This window comes from Erwinia sp. INIA01, assembly GCF_025947915.1.
GTDB lineage: Bacteria > Pseudomonadota > Gammaproteobacteria > Enterobacterales > Enterobacteriaceae > Erwinia > Erwinia coffeiphila.
Window position 1 is genome coordinate 97,490 of sequence record NZ_JAPDNC010000012.1, and the last position, 17,640, is coordinate 115,129.

A 17,640-nucleotide genomic window follows, 5' to 3' on the forward strand; every position below is an offset into this window, starting at 1 on the left:
ACGGATTGTCCGGCAACTATCAAACCGGGTGCTTGAAAGAGGCAGGGTATACAAGGAGATCCCTATGAGCACAATCAATACCAGCATGGGCCGTTACAGCCTGACAGCCAAAGATGCGGGAAACCATATCAAAGGTTCGATTGCTATCAATGATGAAGGCGGCACGCAACTCACCTGCCAGGAGTTTAAAGAGCACTACCTGGATGATGTTGTAAATAATGTGATTTATCCCGTCACCGGAGGTAACCGGCAAATAACGCAGGCGCTCCGTGACGAAATGATCAAGGCCGGTTTTTATCAGCCTCACTAACTAAAGTGTAAACTTCAGACGTCAGTGAAACGGCTTTCGTAACGGAATTTGTTCAGCTGTTTCCGTAATCGATTTATAAGATCGATATCAACTAATCGATCTATATAACCAATTATATTTTATACAGAATTTGTGCGACCATGCCCCTGTACCACCCAATGGTAAAGTCGAGAAATAGCTTTATTTGCCCACGTTTCGTGGGCTTTTTTTTATAAAAACGCTACGCTCCCCAGTCACAAGACGGATAGGATATGTTCAATTGTATACTGCGATACTCATCGCAGCAGGCAAATAAAACATCCGTCACCTGACGGCTAAACATGGAGCGTAACGATGGACGAAATTCGTATTCACCCCGCTAAACTGCACCAGATGGTTAACAGCCTGTGGCAGCATGCTGGCAGCAGCCAGTCTGAAGCAAGAAAAATTGCCGATCATCTCGTTGCCGCCAATCTTGCCGGCCATGATTCCCACGGCGTGGGCATGATCCCTACCTATATGACCTCCCGCGCGTTAGGAAATCTGCAACAAAACCGTGAACTGCGGATCGTCAAGGATACCGGGGCCGTGTTAACGGTTGATGGCCAACAGGGATTTGGCCAGGTGATGGCCGCTGAAGCGATGGAATTGGCCATTGGCCGTACCCGCGAGCTGGGCATGTGCGCCATCGCCCTGCGTAATTCCCACCATATCGGCCGTATTGGTCACTGGGCCGAGATGTGCGCCAGCGCCGGATTTATCTCGTTCCACTTTGTCAACGTCGTTGGCGATCCGCTCGTCGCTCCTTTTAACGGCAGCGACCGCCGGTTTGGCACTAACCCGTTCTGCGCCGTTTTTCCGCGCCCCGGCCAGCCGCCTCTGCTGTTGGACTTCGCCACCAGCGGCATTGCCTACGGTAAAACCCGCGTGGCGTGGAATAAGCGCGCAACGGTTGCCGAGGGGAACCTGATTGACAACCACGGCCAGCCGACCTGCGATCCCGCCGTGATGCATGAAACGCCTTACGGCTCTCTGCTGGCATTCGGCCTGCATAAAGGGTATGCGCTGGCGGTGATGTGTGAAATTCTCGGTGGCGCACTTTCCGGCGGCAAAACCACCCACCAGGATTCGCTGCAAACCTCATCGGCAGCGATTTTCAACTGTATGACCAGTATCGTGTTGGACCCTGCCGCGTTCGATGCACCGGAAATGCAGCAGGAAGCGCAACGGTTTATTGACTGGACGAAAACCTCCCCGCAGGCAGGTGAGCAGCCGATTAAAGTGCCCGGTGAATGGGAAGAAGAACAGCGCGCCGAACGTCAGCAGCACGGTATTCCGATTGATGCCAACAGCTGGCAGCAGCTGTGTCAGTCAGCACGTGAAGCCGGAATGCCGGAAACCGAGCTGGCAGGTTACCAGCCCTGATCCATCGGCAAAAGCGGCGGAGCTTATGCAGCCGCCGCTGGCCGCTCAGCGGGAGAACAGCAGCTTAATTCCCGCCGCCGTGAAGAACAGCGCAAACACGCCTTCAATTCCGCGACGGCATTTCTGGTAGCCCCGGCTCATCATCTGAGTAGAAAACAGCAGCGCGTAGCTGCCAAACACTAAGATACCCAGCAGCGCGCAGCCACAGACAATAAACGGCAGCAGCAGCGGTGAAGCGTCAGCATGAATCCCCAGAGACATAATAGCTGTCCACACCAGTATCGCCTTCGGATTACTGAGATGCAGCAGTAAACCACGCCGATACAGCGCGCGGTAAGAAACTGGCATCGTTACGGCTGCGTTCGGCTGGTATGGCTTGCTTTGCGCTGCGCTGCGGGCCGCCTTAAATGCCAGCCAAAGCAGGTAGATGCCGCCGACGATCTTAATCACCGTCACCGCCTGCGCCCACGCCAGCAGCAGCGTCGACAGACCGGTTGCGACCAGCAGCGCCCAGCACAGCGAACCACTGATCACACCGGCAGCCAGCATCAGAGCATGGAGTCGCCCCTGGCTCATCGCCACCCCCATAATGGCCATATTGCTGGGGCCCGGGCTGGCCGTTCCCAGTAAGTAGGCCGCATAAACCGGCAACAGCGCCAGCAGAATATCCATCTTCCCTCCCCTGTAAAATGGCCAACGGTGGCCCTGTATCGCTGTTATAGCACGCCGGTCTGCACTGCGGCTAATGCGCATATTCCGCACGGTGAAATCTTGATTTTCGACAATCATCGAACAGATAAACCGCATAAAAATGTAACCAAACATTTCAATATGCGTGTTTTTATGTATTACATTATTAACATTTTCCGGGGAGGTGTTGAAAATAGCAGAATGAGATAAGGTTCTAAAAATGCAGATAAATTAACAATTTCAATTACACTCTAAAAAAATAACACACAGTTTACATATTTCACTAAACCTTTATATTTTCTGTGGTTATTATATCCATACTGTTCCACAAAATTATATTTATATCCCTCGCAGCTATAAAAAAACGATAAAATGAACGTCGACATTTCTTCTCAAGGAGAAATTTCCTTCGTATTTACCCCGGACCGACAGAGATAAAAAATCCTTACTCATCATAATTATACATTTCATTCACATCTAATCATCATTTAACCAGCCTGAGTTAACATTTTCCGCCAGCGATTTAACCTCTCCACGAAACACTTCCACGTAATAATGATTGCTGTTATAGCCGCGATCAATATTACTGTTACTACTCCTTCACCTGATTTGGTCTTAGGATCAAACCGTAGTCGATGAGAATCCCACAATTATCCACCTTCACTTTTCCGTAATGTAGTCTATTTGTTAATTGTGGGTAAAAAAATAAAAGGCAGTATTATGTTAGATCGAGGTAAGCAATGTTCGGATTAGATGCGTATCACCTGGCAAGGATACAGTTTGGCTTTACCGTAGCCTTTCACATCCTTTTCCCCGCTATCACCATCGGGCTGGCCAGTTTCCTTGCGGTACTGGAAGGTCTGTGGCTGAAAAGCAAAAACGAGGTTTATCGCGACCTCTATCATTTCTGGTCAAAAATTTTTGCCGTCAACTTCGGAATGGGCGTGGTATCTGGCCTGGTGATGGCCTATCAGTTCGGTACCAACTGGGCTGGATTCTCGCAGTTTGCCGGCAGTATCACCGGCCCGCTGCTGACCTATGAAGTCCTGACCGCATTCTTCCTTGAGGCCGGCTTCCTCGGCGTCATGCTGTTTGGCTGGAACCGCGTCAGCCGTGGCCTGCACTTCTTTGCAACCTGCATGGTGGCGCTGGGAACGATTATTTCCACCTTCTGGATACTCGCCTCAAATAGCTGGATGCAAACGCCACAGGGCTACGCGGTGGAAAACGGTATCGTGGTCCCTGCCGACTGGATGGCGATCATCTTCAACCCGTCATTCCCTTATCGACTGCTGCATATGTCCGTGGCGGCTTTCCTGGTGACCGCGTTCTTCGTCGGCGCTTCGGCAGCCTGGCACCTGTTGCGTAAAAACGATACGCCCGCCATTCGCAAAATGCTGTCAATGGCGCTGTGGATGGCGCTGATCGTGTCGCCGATTCAGGCGATGATCGGTGATGCACACGGCCTGAATACGCTGGAGCATCAGCCAGCCAAGATTGCCGCGATTGAAGGACACTGGGAAAACCCGCCGGGTGAAGCCACACCGCTGATCCTGTTCGGCATCCCGGACATGAAAGAAGAAAGAACGCGCTATGCGCTCGAAATTCCCTACCTCGGCAGCCTGATTCTGACTCACAGCCTCGATAAACAGGTTCCGGCACTGAAGAGTTTCCCGAAAGAAGATCGCCCTAACTCGCTGGTGGTATTCTGGTCATTCCGCGTCATGGTTGGCCTGGGCATGCTGATGATTCTGATGGGGGTTGTCAGCCTGTGGATGCGCCGCGGACAGCGTCTTTACACCTCACGTCCGTTCCTGTGGTTTGTGCTGCTGATGGGGCCATCCGGGCTGATTGCGCTGGTCGCAGGCTGGATCACCACGGAAATGGGGCGCCAGCCGTGGGTCATTTATGGCCTGCTGCGCACCCGCGATGCCGTTTCGCTGCACAGTACGCTGCAGATGGCGATCTCGCTGATCGCTTTTATCCTGGTTTATATCTCCGTGTTCGGCATCGGCTACACCTACCTGGCTAACCTGATCAAAAAAGGTCCACAGGCAGGTGAAGGTGACCATACGCCAGAAGGTGGGCCGGGGACTTCGCACACGCCTTCTCGCCCACTGTCGGCGGTGCAGGAAAAATTAAATTCATCGGAAGAGGGAAAATAAGATGGGAATCGATCTCTCCATTATCTGGTTTACCATCATTGTCTTCGCCACCCTGATGTACATCATTATGGATGGCTTCGATCTCGGTATCGGCATCCTGTTCCCGTTCAATAAGGACCCGGTTGAGCGCGACATGATGGTGAATACCGTCGCCCCGGTGTGGGACGGCAACGAAACCTGGCTTATCCTCGGCGGCGCCGCGCTGTTTGGTGCTTTCCCGTTGGCCTACGCGGTGATCACCACTGCGCTTGCCGCACCGTTAACGATTATGCTGATCGGCCTGATTTTCCGCGGCGTAGCTTTTGAGTTCCGCTTTAAGGCAACGGAAGAGCACCGTCCGTTCTGGGACAAAGCCTTTATCGGCGGCTCGTTTGTTGCCACCTTCAGCCAGGGCGTCGTGCTGGGCGCGGTGATCAACGGTTTCGAAGTCACCAACCGTACCTACAGCGGCCCGGCGCTGGCATGGCTGACGCCGTTTAGCCTGTTTTGCGGGGTAGGTCTGGTTCTGGCCTATGCGCTGCTGGGCAGCACCTGGCTGATCATGAAAACCGAAAATGAACTGCATCGCAAAATGACCGCGCTGACCAAGCCGCTGCTGCTGGCGCTGCTGGTGGTGATTGCCATCGTCAGCGTCTGGACACCGCTGCTGCACGAGAACATTATGCACCGCTGGTTCAGCCTGCCTAACCTGTTCTGGTTCCTGCCGGTTCCTGTGCTGGTGCTGGCCGCTGCGTGGGGCCTGCTCAGCGCACTGAAGCGCCATGCGCACTACACGCCGTTCCTGCTGACACTCGCACTGGTGTTCCTTGGCTTTACCGGCCTCGGCATCAGCATCTGGCCAAACATCATCCCACCGTCGATTACCATTTGGGATGCGGCTTCGCCACCGCAGAGCCAGGGCTTTATGCTGGTTGGCGGTCTGCTGATTATTCCGGTGATTCTGGTTTACACCTTCTGGAGCTACTACGTCTTCCGCGGGAAAATTAAGCCGGACGAAGGTTATCACTGATATTTAACATTCAGGGTGGATCAAGCGATCCACCCTTTTTTACATCCGGTTAAACGTAAATTCATATTTTCATACAAATTCCGACAGTCATCTGCCCTCAGTGGGCTACGCTTATTATCCCACATGAGGAAATCATGCCATCAAAGGAGGCAGTATGAGTCTGTTTGATAAAGCGAACGATAAAGCGGAAGAAGCTCTCGGCAAAGGCCAGGAAGAATTTGGCAAAGCCGTCGACTCTCCTGAGCATGAATTTAAGGGGAAAGTCCGCCAGCAGGCGGCAAAGGCATCCTACGCCATAGATGATGCGCTGGACTGTGTGAAAACCAAGACCAAAGACTCTCCGCTGGTTTCACTGGCGATTGCAGCCGGGGTCGGTTTCCTTGCGGCTAAAATTTTCGGCCGCAGATAGTTAACCCGTTAAAATCGCGAAACTATTAACGAAAAAACGCCCGCGAACGGGCGTTTATTTTCAGGCTTCAGCGTGATGCTGCATCGCCCACACTTCATGACAGGTCATAATAGCTAAAAGTAACGATAACCCACTTCCTGAGAAATAGAGCCAGCGGGTAAAGGCTACATCACCGGTCATTGATAAAAGTTCGAGAAAATTTTCCAGCATTTCACGCGGGATAATATTGATTTGAATAAATGTAATCAATAAAAAGAATATCAAATAAGATAAGACAAAAGAAAACACACACCATATAGCAAACAGTAGTCTTCTCATAGACTCCCTCCCTGATCAATACTTATCAAAAACTCCCTTCAGTTGCATTGAGGACATCTTACCTTAACCCTCTACCAGGTGAAAATCAGTTGATGCTGTCTGCCCTCAATATCATAAAAATGTCCTTAAAACGCATTTTTGAGAGAAACCGTCACCGAGGGGCATGGTGGAATGACAACGAGAACAAAAAGGATTTCACCACTGATGGTATCGATAAAAGGGGTCACATATGGAAAGGCTATCATCCTCAAAAAGTTGGCACTATGCCATGTTTTCCAGCACTGCCGCACTGGCTCTGCTTTTTTTCAGCAGCACGCTTTGCGCAAAACCGGTAACGCTGAATAATATACCCGAACAGCAGACATCATCTGTTTATCCAAATACTAATACTGCTAAACCTCTCGCCAACAGCTTATCCCCCATGCCGGATTATCAGGATCACAGGCCGGAGCCACTAATGCACGGCGAAGGGTTTAACTACGATCTTTATTATAACTATCATTTAACGCCCCACGTTATTCTTCATCCTAACTTGCAACAAACAACCAAACCCGGAGCTGTAGAAGACAACTCACGGCTGTTCGTTGGCGGTCTGGGCGCTGAAATTAAGTTTTAAGTTTTACCCGCCGGTTTATTACACTGCTAAACTGGCGGGACTCACGCTATATATTATCTGTCACAGAAATAAATAGTAACTATGATAATTATTTCCATACAATAAATTCACTTCGCTAAGCATTCTCCGCACAAAAATATAATCCCTGCCACTTGTTTACATGCTGTCATACGGCAGTCGTAAAACATTGACTACGGCAGGCATGACAACAGCATTTTATCTCTACGCGCCCGGCGGTTAACCGTTAATGGAATTCGGTGAAGCAAGACCGTCGGGTGATAATAAAAAAGGTCATTATTATGCAAAGAAAAGCAGATACAGGTCGGAGAATGAAAACACTCGCGCTAGTGTGCAGCGGTGCCTTGGTGATGTTTTCTACGGTTTCCCGGGCCGACATGGCACCGTTGAGCGTTGATTCATCCTATATGTTCGGTGACTGGGGTGGCCTGCGTTCGCAGTTAAAAGACGACGGCGTGGATTTCCAGGTGAACTACACCATGGAATCCGCCAGCAATCTGGCCGGCGGCTATAAAACATCAACCACCGCCCGCTATACCGATCAGTGGGCGTTTGGTACGACTCTCGATTTAGAGAAACTGCTCAACTGGGACGATACCCAGTTCCAGTTCACCGTCACCAGCCGTAACGGCCACGACCTCACCGAACATATTAACGATCCCCGCACCGGCGGCCTGTCATCGGTAGAAGAAGTTTATGGTCGCGGTCAGACCTGGCGCCTGACTCAGTTCTGGATGAATAAAGGCTTCTTCGATCGTCTTATCGAAGTGAAAGCCGGTCGTGTTACCGTCGGCGAAGATTTTGATTCCTTCCAGAGCAATTTTGAAAACCTGGCGTTCGGCAGCGGGCAGCCGGGAAACTGGCGCGGCGACCGCTGGTTTAACTGGCCGGTTTCCCAGTGGGGCGGCCGCGTGAAGCTTAACTTTACGCCGGAAGTTTTCCTGCAGGTCGGCTTCTACAATCAGACCGCCAGCAACTACGATACCGGGAACGGCTTCCGCCTGGATACCAGCCCGACGCTCGGCAATTTGGTCCCGGTAGAACTGGGCTGGAAGCCGGTGTTCGGGCCTGAAAAACTGCCGGGCAACTATCGTATGGGCGTGTATTACTCATCGGTCAACGGCGATAAGTACTCCAGCTATCGCAACGGCAGCTATAACGACGATGCCCACGCCTACGGCGGCTATCTGCTGCTGCAACAGCAGCTGACGGCTATGGACGGTGATAATCAGCGTGGGCTGAGTATGACGGTACAGGGCGTGATGAACGATCGACGCACCTCGAAAACCGATAACTATCAGGCGATGACCTTTGTCTGGAAAGGACCGTTCGCCGCACGCTCACAGGATGAAATTGGCATGGGTGCGGCACGCATTCACGTCAACAGCAACTACGGGCGCATGCAGCATCGTATTAATGAAGAAAACGGGGAGAGTAATTATCACAGCCCGACCTATCTGCCCATCCAGCACGGTTCGGAATATAACTACGAGATCTACTATAACGCGCGCCTGACTAACTGGTTCAGCCTGCGGCCAAACCTGCAGTACGTCGCCTCTCCGGGCGCTGTCAGCGAAGTGAAAAACGCCTTTATCGGCGGTCTTAGCGCTAACGTTAATTTCTAACGTTCGTGTATTAAAACTGTGCGAGAGCGGTGTTCTCAGGCCCCTTTGGGGCCTGAGCATTGGCATCTACACCGCGTCATTTCAGATAAAAGCAGAGCGGCCCGTTAGCTGCCAGCCTGACCAATGACTGACGGGCAACACGGCTGCCTGAAACGTTCCAAATACGCTACCGCACCACGAGATGACTTCACGGCTTCAACTGCACCCGCGCGGTGTAAAAGCGCCGGCAGGCGAGGTAACCGGCCACGATAGTCGACAGACTGGCCGTCCCCAGCAGCATAAACGTCACCATAATCTGATACTTAATCGCCTTCACCGGATCGATACCGGCGAAAATAAGCCCGGACATCATTCCCGGCAGGCTGACCAGCCCAACGGTTTTAGCCGCGTCCACGGTGGGGATCATCGCCGCGCGAATGCTGTCGCGCACAATGCTGCCAGATGCCATCCGCGCACTGGCCCCCAGGCTCAGCATCTCCTCCACCTTTTGCCGGTTATCGGCAAAGCGCTGATTAAGATTGCTGAAGCACAGCCCCACCGCCACCATCGCATTACCCGCGATCATGCCGGAGATCGGAATGACCTGCATGGGCATAAACTCAATCGCCCGACTCAGCACCAGAATAGTTAAGGTCAGCGTGGTGCCCAGCGTTATCGCCACAAACGAAATCAGAAAACCGTTATCGATCGCCCGGCTGCGCTTTTTGGCATTCAGCGCGGCATTCACGCAGATAAACAACACCATCAGGACCGTCAGCCAGCCGTTATCCAGTTCGAAAATGTACTTCAGCACATAGCCGACGATCACCAGCTGCACAATCGCCCGCGCCACGCTCCAGACGATGTCTTTTTCCAGACCCAGTTTCTCTTTACTGCTGACCAGCAGAGCAATTAGCACCAGTACCAGCGCCAGGCCCAGCGACTCATTGGTGATATTATGCTGGTTCATGCTGCCCCCGGTTTTGCGGTGCCGACAGCGTCAGAATGCGCTGCGCGTTATCGGTTTCATGACGATCGTGGCTGATCCAGATCGCGGCGGTGCCCTGCCCGACCTGTTCATCAATGAGTTGATGTACCGCCTGCTTGTTTTCCTCATCCAGCGCGCTGGTTACCTCATCCAGCAGCAGAATATCAGGCGGAAACTGTAGATTGCGCAGAAGGGCCACGCGCTGTTTTTCCCCCCCGGAAAGCTGGTCGATGGTGCGGTCCAGCGCGGCAGCCGGCAGATTCAGCCGCTGCAGGCCGTCGATCATCGCCTGCCGCTGCGGCGGGCGCTGGCGGATCTGATACGGCAGCGCCAGATTGTCATACACCGTACTGCCAAACAGCACCGGGGTCTGGAAAACGTAGGAGACCTGCTGCCGATAGTGCTCCGGTTTTAACGTCGCCAGCGGCTGGCCGTTGAAGATCACCTCACCCGATGTCGGATCCAGCAGCGAAGCAATAATTTTCAGTAACGTGCTCTTCCCTGCCCCGGAAGGACCGGTCAGCCAGAGAAACTCCCCTTTGCCCAGCGAAAAGGACAGCGGTGCCAGCAGGAGCTTATCCTGCAGCGCAAAGCTGACCTCCCGAACCTCCAGAAGGCGATTTTTATCCATCATTTAAATGACCTGCTAATTAAGAATCCCAAAACCCGGCAATCATAACGCCTTTAGCCGGTTAACGGTCTTTTTTGTCCGGCCAGAATATCAGCAGCAGGCCCGCGAGGATCAGCATCCCCCCCGCCAGCTTGCCCCAGAGAAACCATTCATTGAGCGAAGGGATAAGCAGCGCGCCCCCCCAGACCAGCAGATAGCTGAGGCTGAGCAGCGGATAAGCGCGGCTGAGCGGCAGACGCTTCAGCGCCAGCAGCCAGCACAGCATGGAAAACGCGTAGGCGAATAAACCGGCCAGTAGCGCCAGCGCGGGCGGTGAAAAACCGAGAATAGCAGCAGCGAAGTCCAGCGGCCGGGCAATAGCCGGCAGTTGGATCATCGCCCATTTCATCAACAGCTGCGCCGCGCTGACCAGCAGCACGCTGCCCAGAGCACATAGCCAGCCCATCAGGTATACCCGCCCATCACCGCCACGCCGCCCACGATCAGCAGAATGCCGCAGCAGTGGCGCAGCGAGAGGTGCTCATGCCACAGCCAGCGGGCAGCCAGCGCGACCAGGACAAAATTCAGGCTGAGCATCGGATAGGCCACCCCTACCTGAACCTCCTGTAAAACCCGTAGCCAGACCAGCATCGCCAGCCCCAGCAGCAGTACGCTCAGGCCAAGCCAGCGCAGCAGATGCCGCCGTGGCCGGGGATTCCCGTCAACTGCCGTTGCCTGCTTCTGGCACAGCTGCCCGGCACAGCTCAGCAGACTGACCAGCACGATCAGCAGAATATTCATGGTTGCTGGTGATAGTAGTAAAGGACCATCCGCTGCTGACGATACACCTCATCCGGTGCGGGCAGTCCGGGGTCAACATCGCGAGCGCTGTCGGTCAGTTTCAGCACCAGCGACACATTGCCGAGCCGGCGGTGAGCGGCCAGCCAGTCGGCAAACCGATCGCTCGCCACCAGCCGATCGCGGCTGTCGGGATAGCTTAATCCCCAGGTCAGCTCACCGGACTGTTCGTACATGTCCACGTCGCTGCGCTTCAGCTGCCACGCGACCGCCGAGGCCATTCCGCTGTTGTTAGACAAAATAAAACGACTGTCCTCCAGCTGCTTTTGCGTTGCCTGAATAAATTCCTGCGGCTGTTTGGAGCTGACCACTTTATCCGGGATAACCAAGGCCACCGCCAGCGCAATACCGAGCGGGCACAGCGCGGCGAGCGGCCAGTTTCTGCCGCGTCCGATGAAGGTGACGGCCCCCATTAGCGCCCAGAATAAAAACGCCATACCGCCCAGCGCCACCTTAAAGCCCTCGGACGGCTGGAACACCGGACGGTGAGAAAGGCCCCACGGCGAAAGCACCAGCCACACCGTCAGCGCGGCCAGTGCGCCGAACGCCAGGTTTATCAGCGCATTGGCACGTAACGCCCGGCCGCCGGTTTTTGCCGACTGCACGGCATAGTCAGCCAGCAAAATTGCCAGCGGTGCAAAGCACGGCAGGATATAGGTTGGCAGCTTACCTTTGGCAATGCTGAAAAACAGCAGCGGCATCACCACCCAGCTCAGCAGATAGAGGCCACCGCTACTGGCGTTCCGTTCCCGGCCCGCGCGCAGTAATGCCCCCGGCAGCAGCCCCAGCCAGGGCAGAGAACCGGCAATCAAAACGGGCAGGTAGTACCAGAACGGCGCACTGTGCTGCGCATCTTTCTCGGCAAAGCGCTGAATATGCTCAACCCAAAAGAAGTAAGACCAGAAATCAGGCTGCTGCCGGGCAATAGCAATTCCCCAGGGAAGGGAGATGGCAACGGCGGCAATCACGGCCAGCGGCCCGAAGATAAGGACTTCACGGAAGCGACGCTGCCAGATAGCCCACGGGACAATCGCCACCACCGGCACCGCCAGTGCCAGAAAGCCTTTCGTCATAAACCCCATGCCGCAGGCCAGCCCCAGCAGCAGCCACGCCAGCACCCTCTGCCGCTGAGTCTCCGCCTGTACCACCAGCCAGTAACAGCACATCGCCGCCACCAGCCACAGAGTAATCATCGGGTCGAGCACCGCATAGGTGCCAATACCGTAAACCAGCAGGCTGGTGAGGAAAACGATCGCCGCCAGCCAAGCCGTACGCTGCTGCCGGACAATCTGCATTGCCAGCCACCAGACCAGCATGGCACTCAGGGTAATCGAGAACACCGAACCGAATCGCACAGAGAAGTTGTTGCCGCCAAACAGCAGCTGGCTGAGGTTATTAATCCAGTATCCCGCTACCGGCTTCTCAAAATAGCGCAGGCCGAGAAAATGCGGGGAAACCCAGTTGCCGCTGGCCAACATTTCGCGACTGATTTCCGCATAGCGAACCTCATCCGGCTGCCACAGGGCGCGGTATTCAAGCGGGATCAGATAGTACAGGGCATACATCAGGATCAGGGAGAGGGTAATGCGCCAGCTCTTCATCCAGTCTCACTCAATAAATTGCTGGCATCCCAACCAGCCTTCGCGGCCGGGGAAGCTACCCCGGACAATGCTGCCCATCGGCAGCTGTGTAACATCATCGGGCAGCAGCTCACCCAGCGGGCAGAAGCGAATACCCCGCTCCCGCGCCTGAACCAGAAGATCGTCAAACATCCCGCTCAGCGCGATGCCTTCGACTTCAGCATGAATGGTATACACCGGCACGCCATCCTTCTGCTCAATGATGCGGTCGAGAATAAAATCATTGAACGCCTGGCGGCTCACCGAAGTCCCTGCCACTTCATCCCAGGTAGGTAACGTTACCGGAATCTGCACCGTGCCGGGCTTACCGTCAGGCAGACGTGGCCGGAACGGATGCGTCCCCCGGCAGTCGCTGTTCCAGGCAAAGCCGAAATGCTGTTTAGCCGCCACGACCCGCCCGTCAGCACGCCAGCCCGCCACGGCAGAACAGTTAACCGGCCTGCCGAGGATTTCCGCCAGCTCACTGGCGCCGCGTTCAATCTCCGCATGCAGCTTCTCCTTCGGCCAGACGCCTGCCCAGGTTTGCCAGGCGAAATGGTCCCAGGCATGCAGCCCGATTTCATGCTGCTCCGCCGCTGTGCGGATCAGATCCGCATGGCCCCGGCCAATATTACGCCCCGGCCACGCGGTTCCCGCCAGCAAAATATCCCAGCCGTAAAGCGATGCCGCGTTGGATCGCAGCATCTTCCACAGGAAACGCGGCTTCAGCAGCCGCCACAGGTGGCGGCCCATATTGTCCGGGCCAACGCTGAAGAAAAAGCTCGCCTGAGTCTGCTGCTGCTGCAAAATTTCCAGCAGGCGCGGCACCCCGTCACGAGTACCGCGCCAGGTATCCACATCAATACGCAGACCAACATTAATCATTCAGCTGACTCTCCGCCATCCACCGAATTGAGGAAGAAATCCAGCGTAGCGTCGATGGTGCGGTTCATCTGCACTTCTGGCTGCCAGCCGAGCAGCCGTTTCGCATTGCGAATCGACGGCTTGCGGTGCTCAACGTCCTGATAGCCCTTACCGTAATAGCTGCTGCTTTCCACCTCGCGGAATCCGGCGAACGGCGGGAAGCGATCGCGCAGCGGATGGCGATCAAAGCTCTCCAACAGCTGCTCCGCCAGCTGCTTGATGCTGGCTTCATTTTCCGGGTTACCGATATTAATAATCTGCCCGTCACAGTTCTGCTGCTTGTTTTCAATAATCAAAAACAGCGCTTCAATCCCGTCACGAATATCGGTAAAGCAGCGCTTCTGCCGCCCACCGTCGATCAGCTTAATCGGTGAACCTTCCACCAGATTGAGGATCAGCTGAGTAATCGCCCGCGAACTGCCGATACGGGCGGCGTTGAGGTTATCCAGCCGCGGCCCCATCCAGTTAAACGGCCGGAACAGGGTGAAGCGCAGCCCTTCTTTCTCGCCGTAAGCCCAGATAACCCGATCGAGCAGCTGCTTAGAGACGGAGTAAATCCAGCGCTGTTTGTTAATCGGCCCGACAACCAGATTCGAATGGCCTTCGTCGAAGGTGTCATCGGTACACATACCGTACACTTCGGAGGTAGACGGGAAGATAATGCGCTTCTGGTACTTCACGCAGTCACGAATAATCTTCAGGTTCTCTTCAAAATCCAGCTCGAAGACGCGCAGCGGATTACGGGTATATTCAATCGGTGTGGCAATGGCGACCAGCGGCAGCACCACATCACATTTCTTAATATGGTACTCAATCCACTCCGAGTGGATGCTGATATCCCCCTCGACAAAGTGGAAGCGCGGGTGACCCACAAAGCGGCTGATGGCGTCTGAACCAATATCCAGGCCGTAAATTTCAAAATTATCATCCTGCAGCAGGCGCTCGGTCAGATGATTGCCGATAAAACCGTTTACGCCGAGGATCAGCACGCGGGTCAGGCGCTTAATCGCCGAAACCGGCTGATTGTGCAGGATCGCCCCGCTGACCAGCCCCAGCGTTTGCGCCAGCTGCCGGCCCTGCATATAAACACCGCTGTCGCCCTGGCCGGTAACGATCTCCAGTGCGCCCTCGCCGGTAGCTACCACCAGCGGGTTCACCGACAGCACGGTGCCCGGCTTTGCCGCCGGGAAATCATGCCTGACCGCCGACTGCCAGACGATAAATTTGCCGGAGCCAACGAAGCTGAATGCACCCGGCCACGGATCGGTCACCGCACGCACCAGATTGTGAATACGATGGGCGGGCAGAGTCCAGTCGATACGCCCGTCTTCCGGCGTACGATGCCCAACGTAGCTCGCCTGGCTCTCATCCTGTTCCCGCTCGGTAAAATCACCGCGTAAAATACCGGGCAAGCTGGCAGCCAGCAGCTCGGCACTGCTGAGGCACTGCTTGCGGTGCAGAGTAAGCGCATTGTCCTGCGGATCGATAGCCACCCGCTGCTGGGCGACAATCGCCCCGGCATCAGCCCGCTTCACCATGCGGTGCAGGGTCACGCCGGTTTCATCTTCGCCGTTGACCAGCACCCAGTTCAGCGGCGCGCGGCCGCGATAGCGAGGCAGTAAAGAAGCGTGCAGATTAAATGCTCCTTCACTGGCGCTGTTGAGGATCGCGTCACTTAGCATCTGGCGATAGTGGAAGGAGAAAATCACCTGCGGCGCCATCGCTTTAATGCGCTCAACCCACAGCGGGTGGTTCACATCCTCCGGGGCATAGACCGGCACGCCCAGCTCTGCCGCCGTGCGGGCCACCGAGGCGTAAAACTGATTTTCAGCGGCATTATCCGCATGGGTGAAAATGGCTTCGATCTCGAACCCTGCGGTATGCAGCGCGCGAATACCCGCGCAGCCAATATCATGGTAGGCAAAAACCACGGCTTTCATCATTGCTTATCCTGTGTGGAGTCGGCGTTGTTACTGACAACGCGCTGAATAAAATAGCGAGGGCGAGCGCGGACATCGTTGTAAATGCGTCCGATATACTCACCAAGCAGGCCCATACCTACAAACTGCGCGCCGACAAAAATAAACAGCACGGCAAACAGCATAAACACCCCTTCCGCCGACCACTCCGGGCCGAGGAACAGCCGCATCACTACCAGCAGTACCGCAATGGCAAATCCCGACAGCGCGATGATGCTGCCGAACACGCTCAGCAGACGCAGTGGCGTGGTGGTCAGGCAGGTAATCAGGTCGTACATCAGGTTAATCAGCCGCATAAAGCTGTACTTGGAATCACCAAATTCCCGCTCGGCGTGCATTACCGGAATTTCCGTCGCCCGGCGGGCAAAGGTGTTGGCAAGAATCGGGATAAAAGTGCTGCGTTCGTGGCAGTGCAGCATCGCATCGATAATATGGCGTCGATAGGCACGCAGCATGCAGCCATAATCACCCATTGCCTTGCCGGTGGTCCGCTGGATCAGGCGGTTAATCATCTGCGAGGCAAATTTGCGGAACCAGCTGTCCTGGCGGTTCTGGCGTACGGTGCCGACCACGTCATAGCCTTCCATGGCCACAGCGACCAGCCGGGGAATTTCCTCCGGCGGGTTCTGTAAATCCGCGTCCAGGGTAATAATCAGATCGCCCGACACGTGGCTGAATCCGGCCATAATCGCCGAGTGCTGGCCGTAGTTACGGTTCAGCAACACCGCCACCACCTTACTCCCCGGCAGTTCGGCGGCGGCGGTCAGCATCTCCGCCGAGCTGTCGCTGCTGCCGTCATCCACCAGCAGAATTTCGTAATCCACCGTCAGCGTGTCGCAGGCGGCCTGCGTCCGGCGGATTAACTCGTTCAGGCTTTCCTGTTCGTTGTAAACCGGGATTACCACCGAGACCTTTTTAATATCCTGGTCTGTCATCTTATTTACCTGCAATCTGTCGCAGTGCGGCAATAACGCGATCGGTATCTTCATCGGTCATCGTCGGGAACAGCGGGATGGAACAAATGCGCGCGGAATTCCACTCCGTATTGGGGAGCGTTAAGTCAGGGAAGCGTTCGCGGTAATATTTTTGCGTGTGGGCCGCACGGAAATGCAGCCCGCTGCCGATGCCCTGTTCCTTCAGGCGCTGCATCAGCTCATCGCGGCTGAGGCCGCAGGTTTGCGGATCGATGCGCAGAATAAACAGATGCCAGGCATGCTGGTGCGGCCAGTCGGGCTGCTTCAGCGGCAGGAACGGCGTATCGGCAAGTTCAAGCAGATAGCGGCGAGCAATCTGCTCGCGGCGGGCATTATGCTGCGCCAGTTTTTTCAGCTGCACCAGGGCAATAGCGGCGTTCAGATCGGCCAGGTTGTATTTGTACCCAGGCGCGATCACTTCCGCCTGCGGCGCACGGCCGTGAGTCTGGCGATCGTAGGCATCAACCCCCAGCCCGTGAAATTTCAGACTGCGCACGCGGTCAGCCAGAGCCGCATCGTCGGTGACCACCAGGCCACCTTCGGCGCAGCTCATATTTTTAATGGCGTGGAAAGAGAAAATCGCCGTTCCCGCCGCCCCCACGTGGCGGCCCTGATAGAAGGTGCCGGCAGCATGAGCAGCATCATCAATCACGGCAATGCCGTAGCGTTTACCCAGTGCGTGAATCGCGTCGATATCCGCCGGCACACCGGCATAGTGCACGGGAATAATGGCTTTGGTTCGCGGGGTGATCGCCGCTTCAATCAATTCAGGGGTCACCATCAGCGTATCGCGGTCGACGTCGATCATCACCGGTGTGGCACCCAGCAGCGCAATCATATTCAGCGTGGAAACCCAGGTCATCGACGGCGTAATGACTTCGTCGCCCGCCTGAATACCCAGCGCCATCAGCGTGACGTGCATCCCGGCGGTCGCTGAACTGACGGCAATGGCATGACTGTTACCGGTTAACTGGCAAAATTCCTGCTCAAGCTGCTGATTTTTAGGTCCGGTGGTGATCCAACCGGAGCGCAAAACCTCTGCCAGCGCGTCAAGTTCTTCACTGCCCATCGCCGGGCGGGAAAAAGGTAAAAAATCCAACATTGATTAATCTCACTAAACAGTTATCACCAATAAGCTGGCAGAA

General features: G+C 55.1%; 18 protein-coding genes. 7 read left to right on the forward strand and 11 right to left on the reverse strand.

Annotated elements, in window-relative coordinates; genetic code table 11:
- Positions 1–64: 64 nt before the first annotated feature.
- Entirely contained in the window at positions 65–310 is a 246-nt protein-coding gene (locus OMR58_RS20235; protein ID WP_200547343.1) for a hypothetical protein, read from the forward strand.
- A gap of 333 nt (positions 311–643) precedes the next feature.
- Positions 644–1,714, forward strand: a complete 1,071-nt coding sequence (locus OMR58_RS20240; RefSeq protein WP_200559857.1) for a malate/lactate/ureidoglycolate dehydrogenase — start codon at positions 644–646, stop codon at positions 1,712–1,714.
- Positions 1,715–1,759: 45 nt separating this feature from the next.
- On the opposite strand, the gene OMR58_RS20245 is transcribed toward OMR58_RS20240, so the two are convergent.
- A complete protein-coding gene (locus OMR58_RS20245) occupies positions 1,760–2,386 on the reverse strand; it encodes a LysE family translocator (protein ID WP_264546775.1) in 627 nt (208 codons plus the stop codon).
- A gap of 758 nt (positions 2,387–3,144) precedes the next feature.
- On the opposite strand from OMR58_RS20245, the gene OMR58_RS20250 reads away from it, so the two are divergent.
- The 3 genes from OMR58_RS20250 (at position 3,145) to OMR58_RS20260 (ending at position 5,987) form a co-directional block, all read left to right on the forward strand.
- Complete coding sequence (locus OMR58_RS20250) at positions 3,145–4,569, forward strand: cytochrome ubiquinol oxidase subunit I (protein ID WP_105591008.1); 1,425 nt, start codon at positions 3,145–3,147, stop codon at positions 4,567–4,569.
- A 1-nt stretch (position 4,570) separates the two neighbouring features.
- Complete coding sequence (gene cydB / locus OMR58_RS20255) at positions 4,571–5,578, forward strand: cytochrome d ubiquinol oxidase subunit II (RefSeq protein ID WP_105591007.1); 1,008 nt, start codon at positions 4,571–4,573, stop codon at positions 5,576–5,578.
- A gap of 154 nt (positions 5,579–5,732) precedes the next feature.
- Complete coding sequence (locus OMR58_RS20260) at positions 5,733–5,987, forward strand: CsbD family protein (RefSeq protein ID WP_105591006.1); 255 nt, start codon at positions 5,733–5,735, stop codon at positions 5,985–5,987.
- Between the two features lie 60 nt (positions 5,988–6,047).
- Here OMR58_RS20260 and OMR58_RS20265 read toward each other — a convergent pair whose 3' ends face one another.
- Positions 6,048–6,305: a hypothetical protein gene (locus OMR58_RS20265; RefSeq protein WP_105591005.1), complete on the reverse strand. Its 258-nt coding sequence runs from the start codon at positions 6,303–6,305 to the stop codon at positions 6,048–6,050.
- A gap of 229 nt (positions 6,306–6,534) precedes the next feature.
- Between OMR58_RS20265 and OMR58_RS20270 the strand changes: the two genes are divergently transcribed.
- Entirely contained in the window at positions 6,535–6,921 is a 387-nt protein-coding gene (locus OMR58_RS20270) for a carbohydrate porin (protein WP_264546776.1), read from the forward strand.
- A gap of 329 nt (positions 6,922–7,250) precedes the next feature.
- On the forward strand, positions 7,251–8,564 hold the full coding sequence (locus OMR58_RS20275; protein ID WP_444861330.1) for a carbohydrate porin: 1,314 nt from the start codon (positions 7,251–7,253) through the stop codon (positions 8,562–8,564).
- A 187-nt stretch (positions 8,565–8,751) separates the two neighbouring features.
- On the opposite strand, the gene fetB is transcribed toward OMR58_RS20275, so the two are convergent.
- From fetB to arnB, 9 genes are read right to left on the reverse strand one after another with little or no spacing between them, the layout of a single operon-like run.
- Positions 8,752–9,513: an iron efflux ABC transporter permease subunit FetB gene (gene fetB / locus OMR58_RS20280; RefSeq protein ID WP_105591003.1), complete on the reverse strand. Its 762-nt coding sequence runs from the start codon at positions 9,511–9,513 to the stop codon at positions 8,752–8,754.
- The gene (gene fetA / locus OMR58_RS20285) at positions 9,500–10,165 is read right to left on the reverse strand and encodes an iron efflux ABC transporter ATP-binding subunit FetA (protein ID WP_264546777.1); all 666 of its coding nucleotides are present in this window, start codon (positions 10,163–10,165) and stop codon (positions 9,500–9,502) included. Before fetA ends, fetB begins: the two co-directional genes overlap by 14 nt.
- Before the next feature lie 58 nt (positions 10,166–10,223).
- A complete protein-coding gene (gene arnF, locus OMR58_RS20290; RefSeq protein ID WP_200559861.1) occupies positions 10,224–10,607 on the reverse strand; it encodes a 4-amino-4-deoxy-L-arabinose-phosphoundecaprenol flippase subunit ArnF in 384 nt (127 codons plus the stop codon).
- Positions 10,607–10,942 (reverse strand): 4-amino-4-deoxy-L-arabinose-phosphoundecaprenol flippase subunit ArnE, encoded by a 336-nt coding sequence (arnE, locus tag OMR58_RS20295; RefSeq protein ID WP_200559862.1) that lies wholly within the window; start codon positions 10,940–10,942, stop codon positions 10,607–10,609. The genes arnF and arnE overlap by 1 nt, the downstream gene beginning before the upstream one ends.
- Positions 10,939–12,600, reverse strand: a complete 1,662-nt coding sequence (gene arnT, locus OMR58_RS20300) for a lipid IV(A) 4-amino-4-deoxy-L-arabinosyltransferase (RefSeq protein WP_264546778.1) — start codon at positions 12,598–12,600, stop codon at positions 10,939–10,941. Before arnT ends, arnE begins: the two co-directional genes overlap by 4 nt.
- A gap of 6 nt (positions 12,601–12,606) precedes the next feature.
- The gene (arnD, locus tag OMR58_RS20305) at positions 12,607–13,503 is read right to left on the reverse strand and encodes a 4-deoxy-4-formamido-L-arabinose-phosphoundecaprenol deformylase (RefSeq protein ID WP_264546779.1); all 897 of its coding nucleotides are present in this window, start codon (positions 13,501–13,503) and stop codon (positions 12,607–12,609) included.
- Entirely contained in the window at positions 13,500–15,482 is a 1,983-nt protein-coding gene (gene arnA / locus OMR58_RS20310) for a bifunctional UDP-4-amino-4-deoxy-L-arabinose formyltransferase/UDP-glucuronic acid oxidase ArnA (RefSeq protein ID WP_264546823.1), read from the reverse strand. The genes arnD and arnA overlap by 4 nt, the downstream gene beginning before the upstream one ends.
- Complete coding sequence (gene arnC, locus OMR58_RS20315) at positions 15,482–16,456, reverse strand: undecaprenyl-phosphate 4-deoxy-4-formamido-L-arabinose transferase (RefSeq protein ID WP_200559865.1); 975 nt, start codon at positions 16,454–16,456, stop codon at positions 15,482–15,484. Before arnC ends, arnA begins: the two co-directional genes overlap by 1 nt.
- 1 nt (position 16,457) lies before the next feature.
- Positions 16,458–17,597, reverse strand: a complete 1,140-nt coding sequence (gene arnB, locus OMR58_RS20320) for a UDP-4-amino-4-deoxy-L-arabinose aminotransferase (protein ID WP_264546780.1) — start codon at positions 17,595–17,597, stop codon at positions 16,458–16,460.
- Positions 17,598–17,640 lie beyond the last annotated feature (43 nt).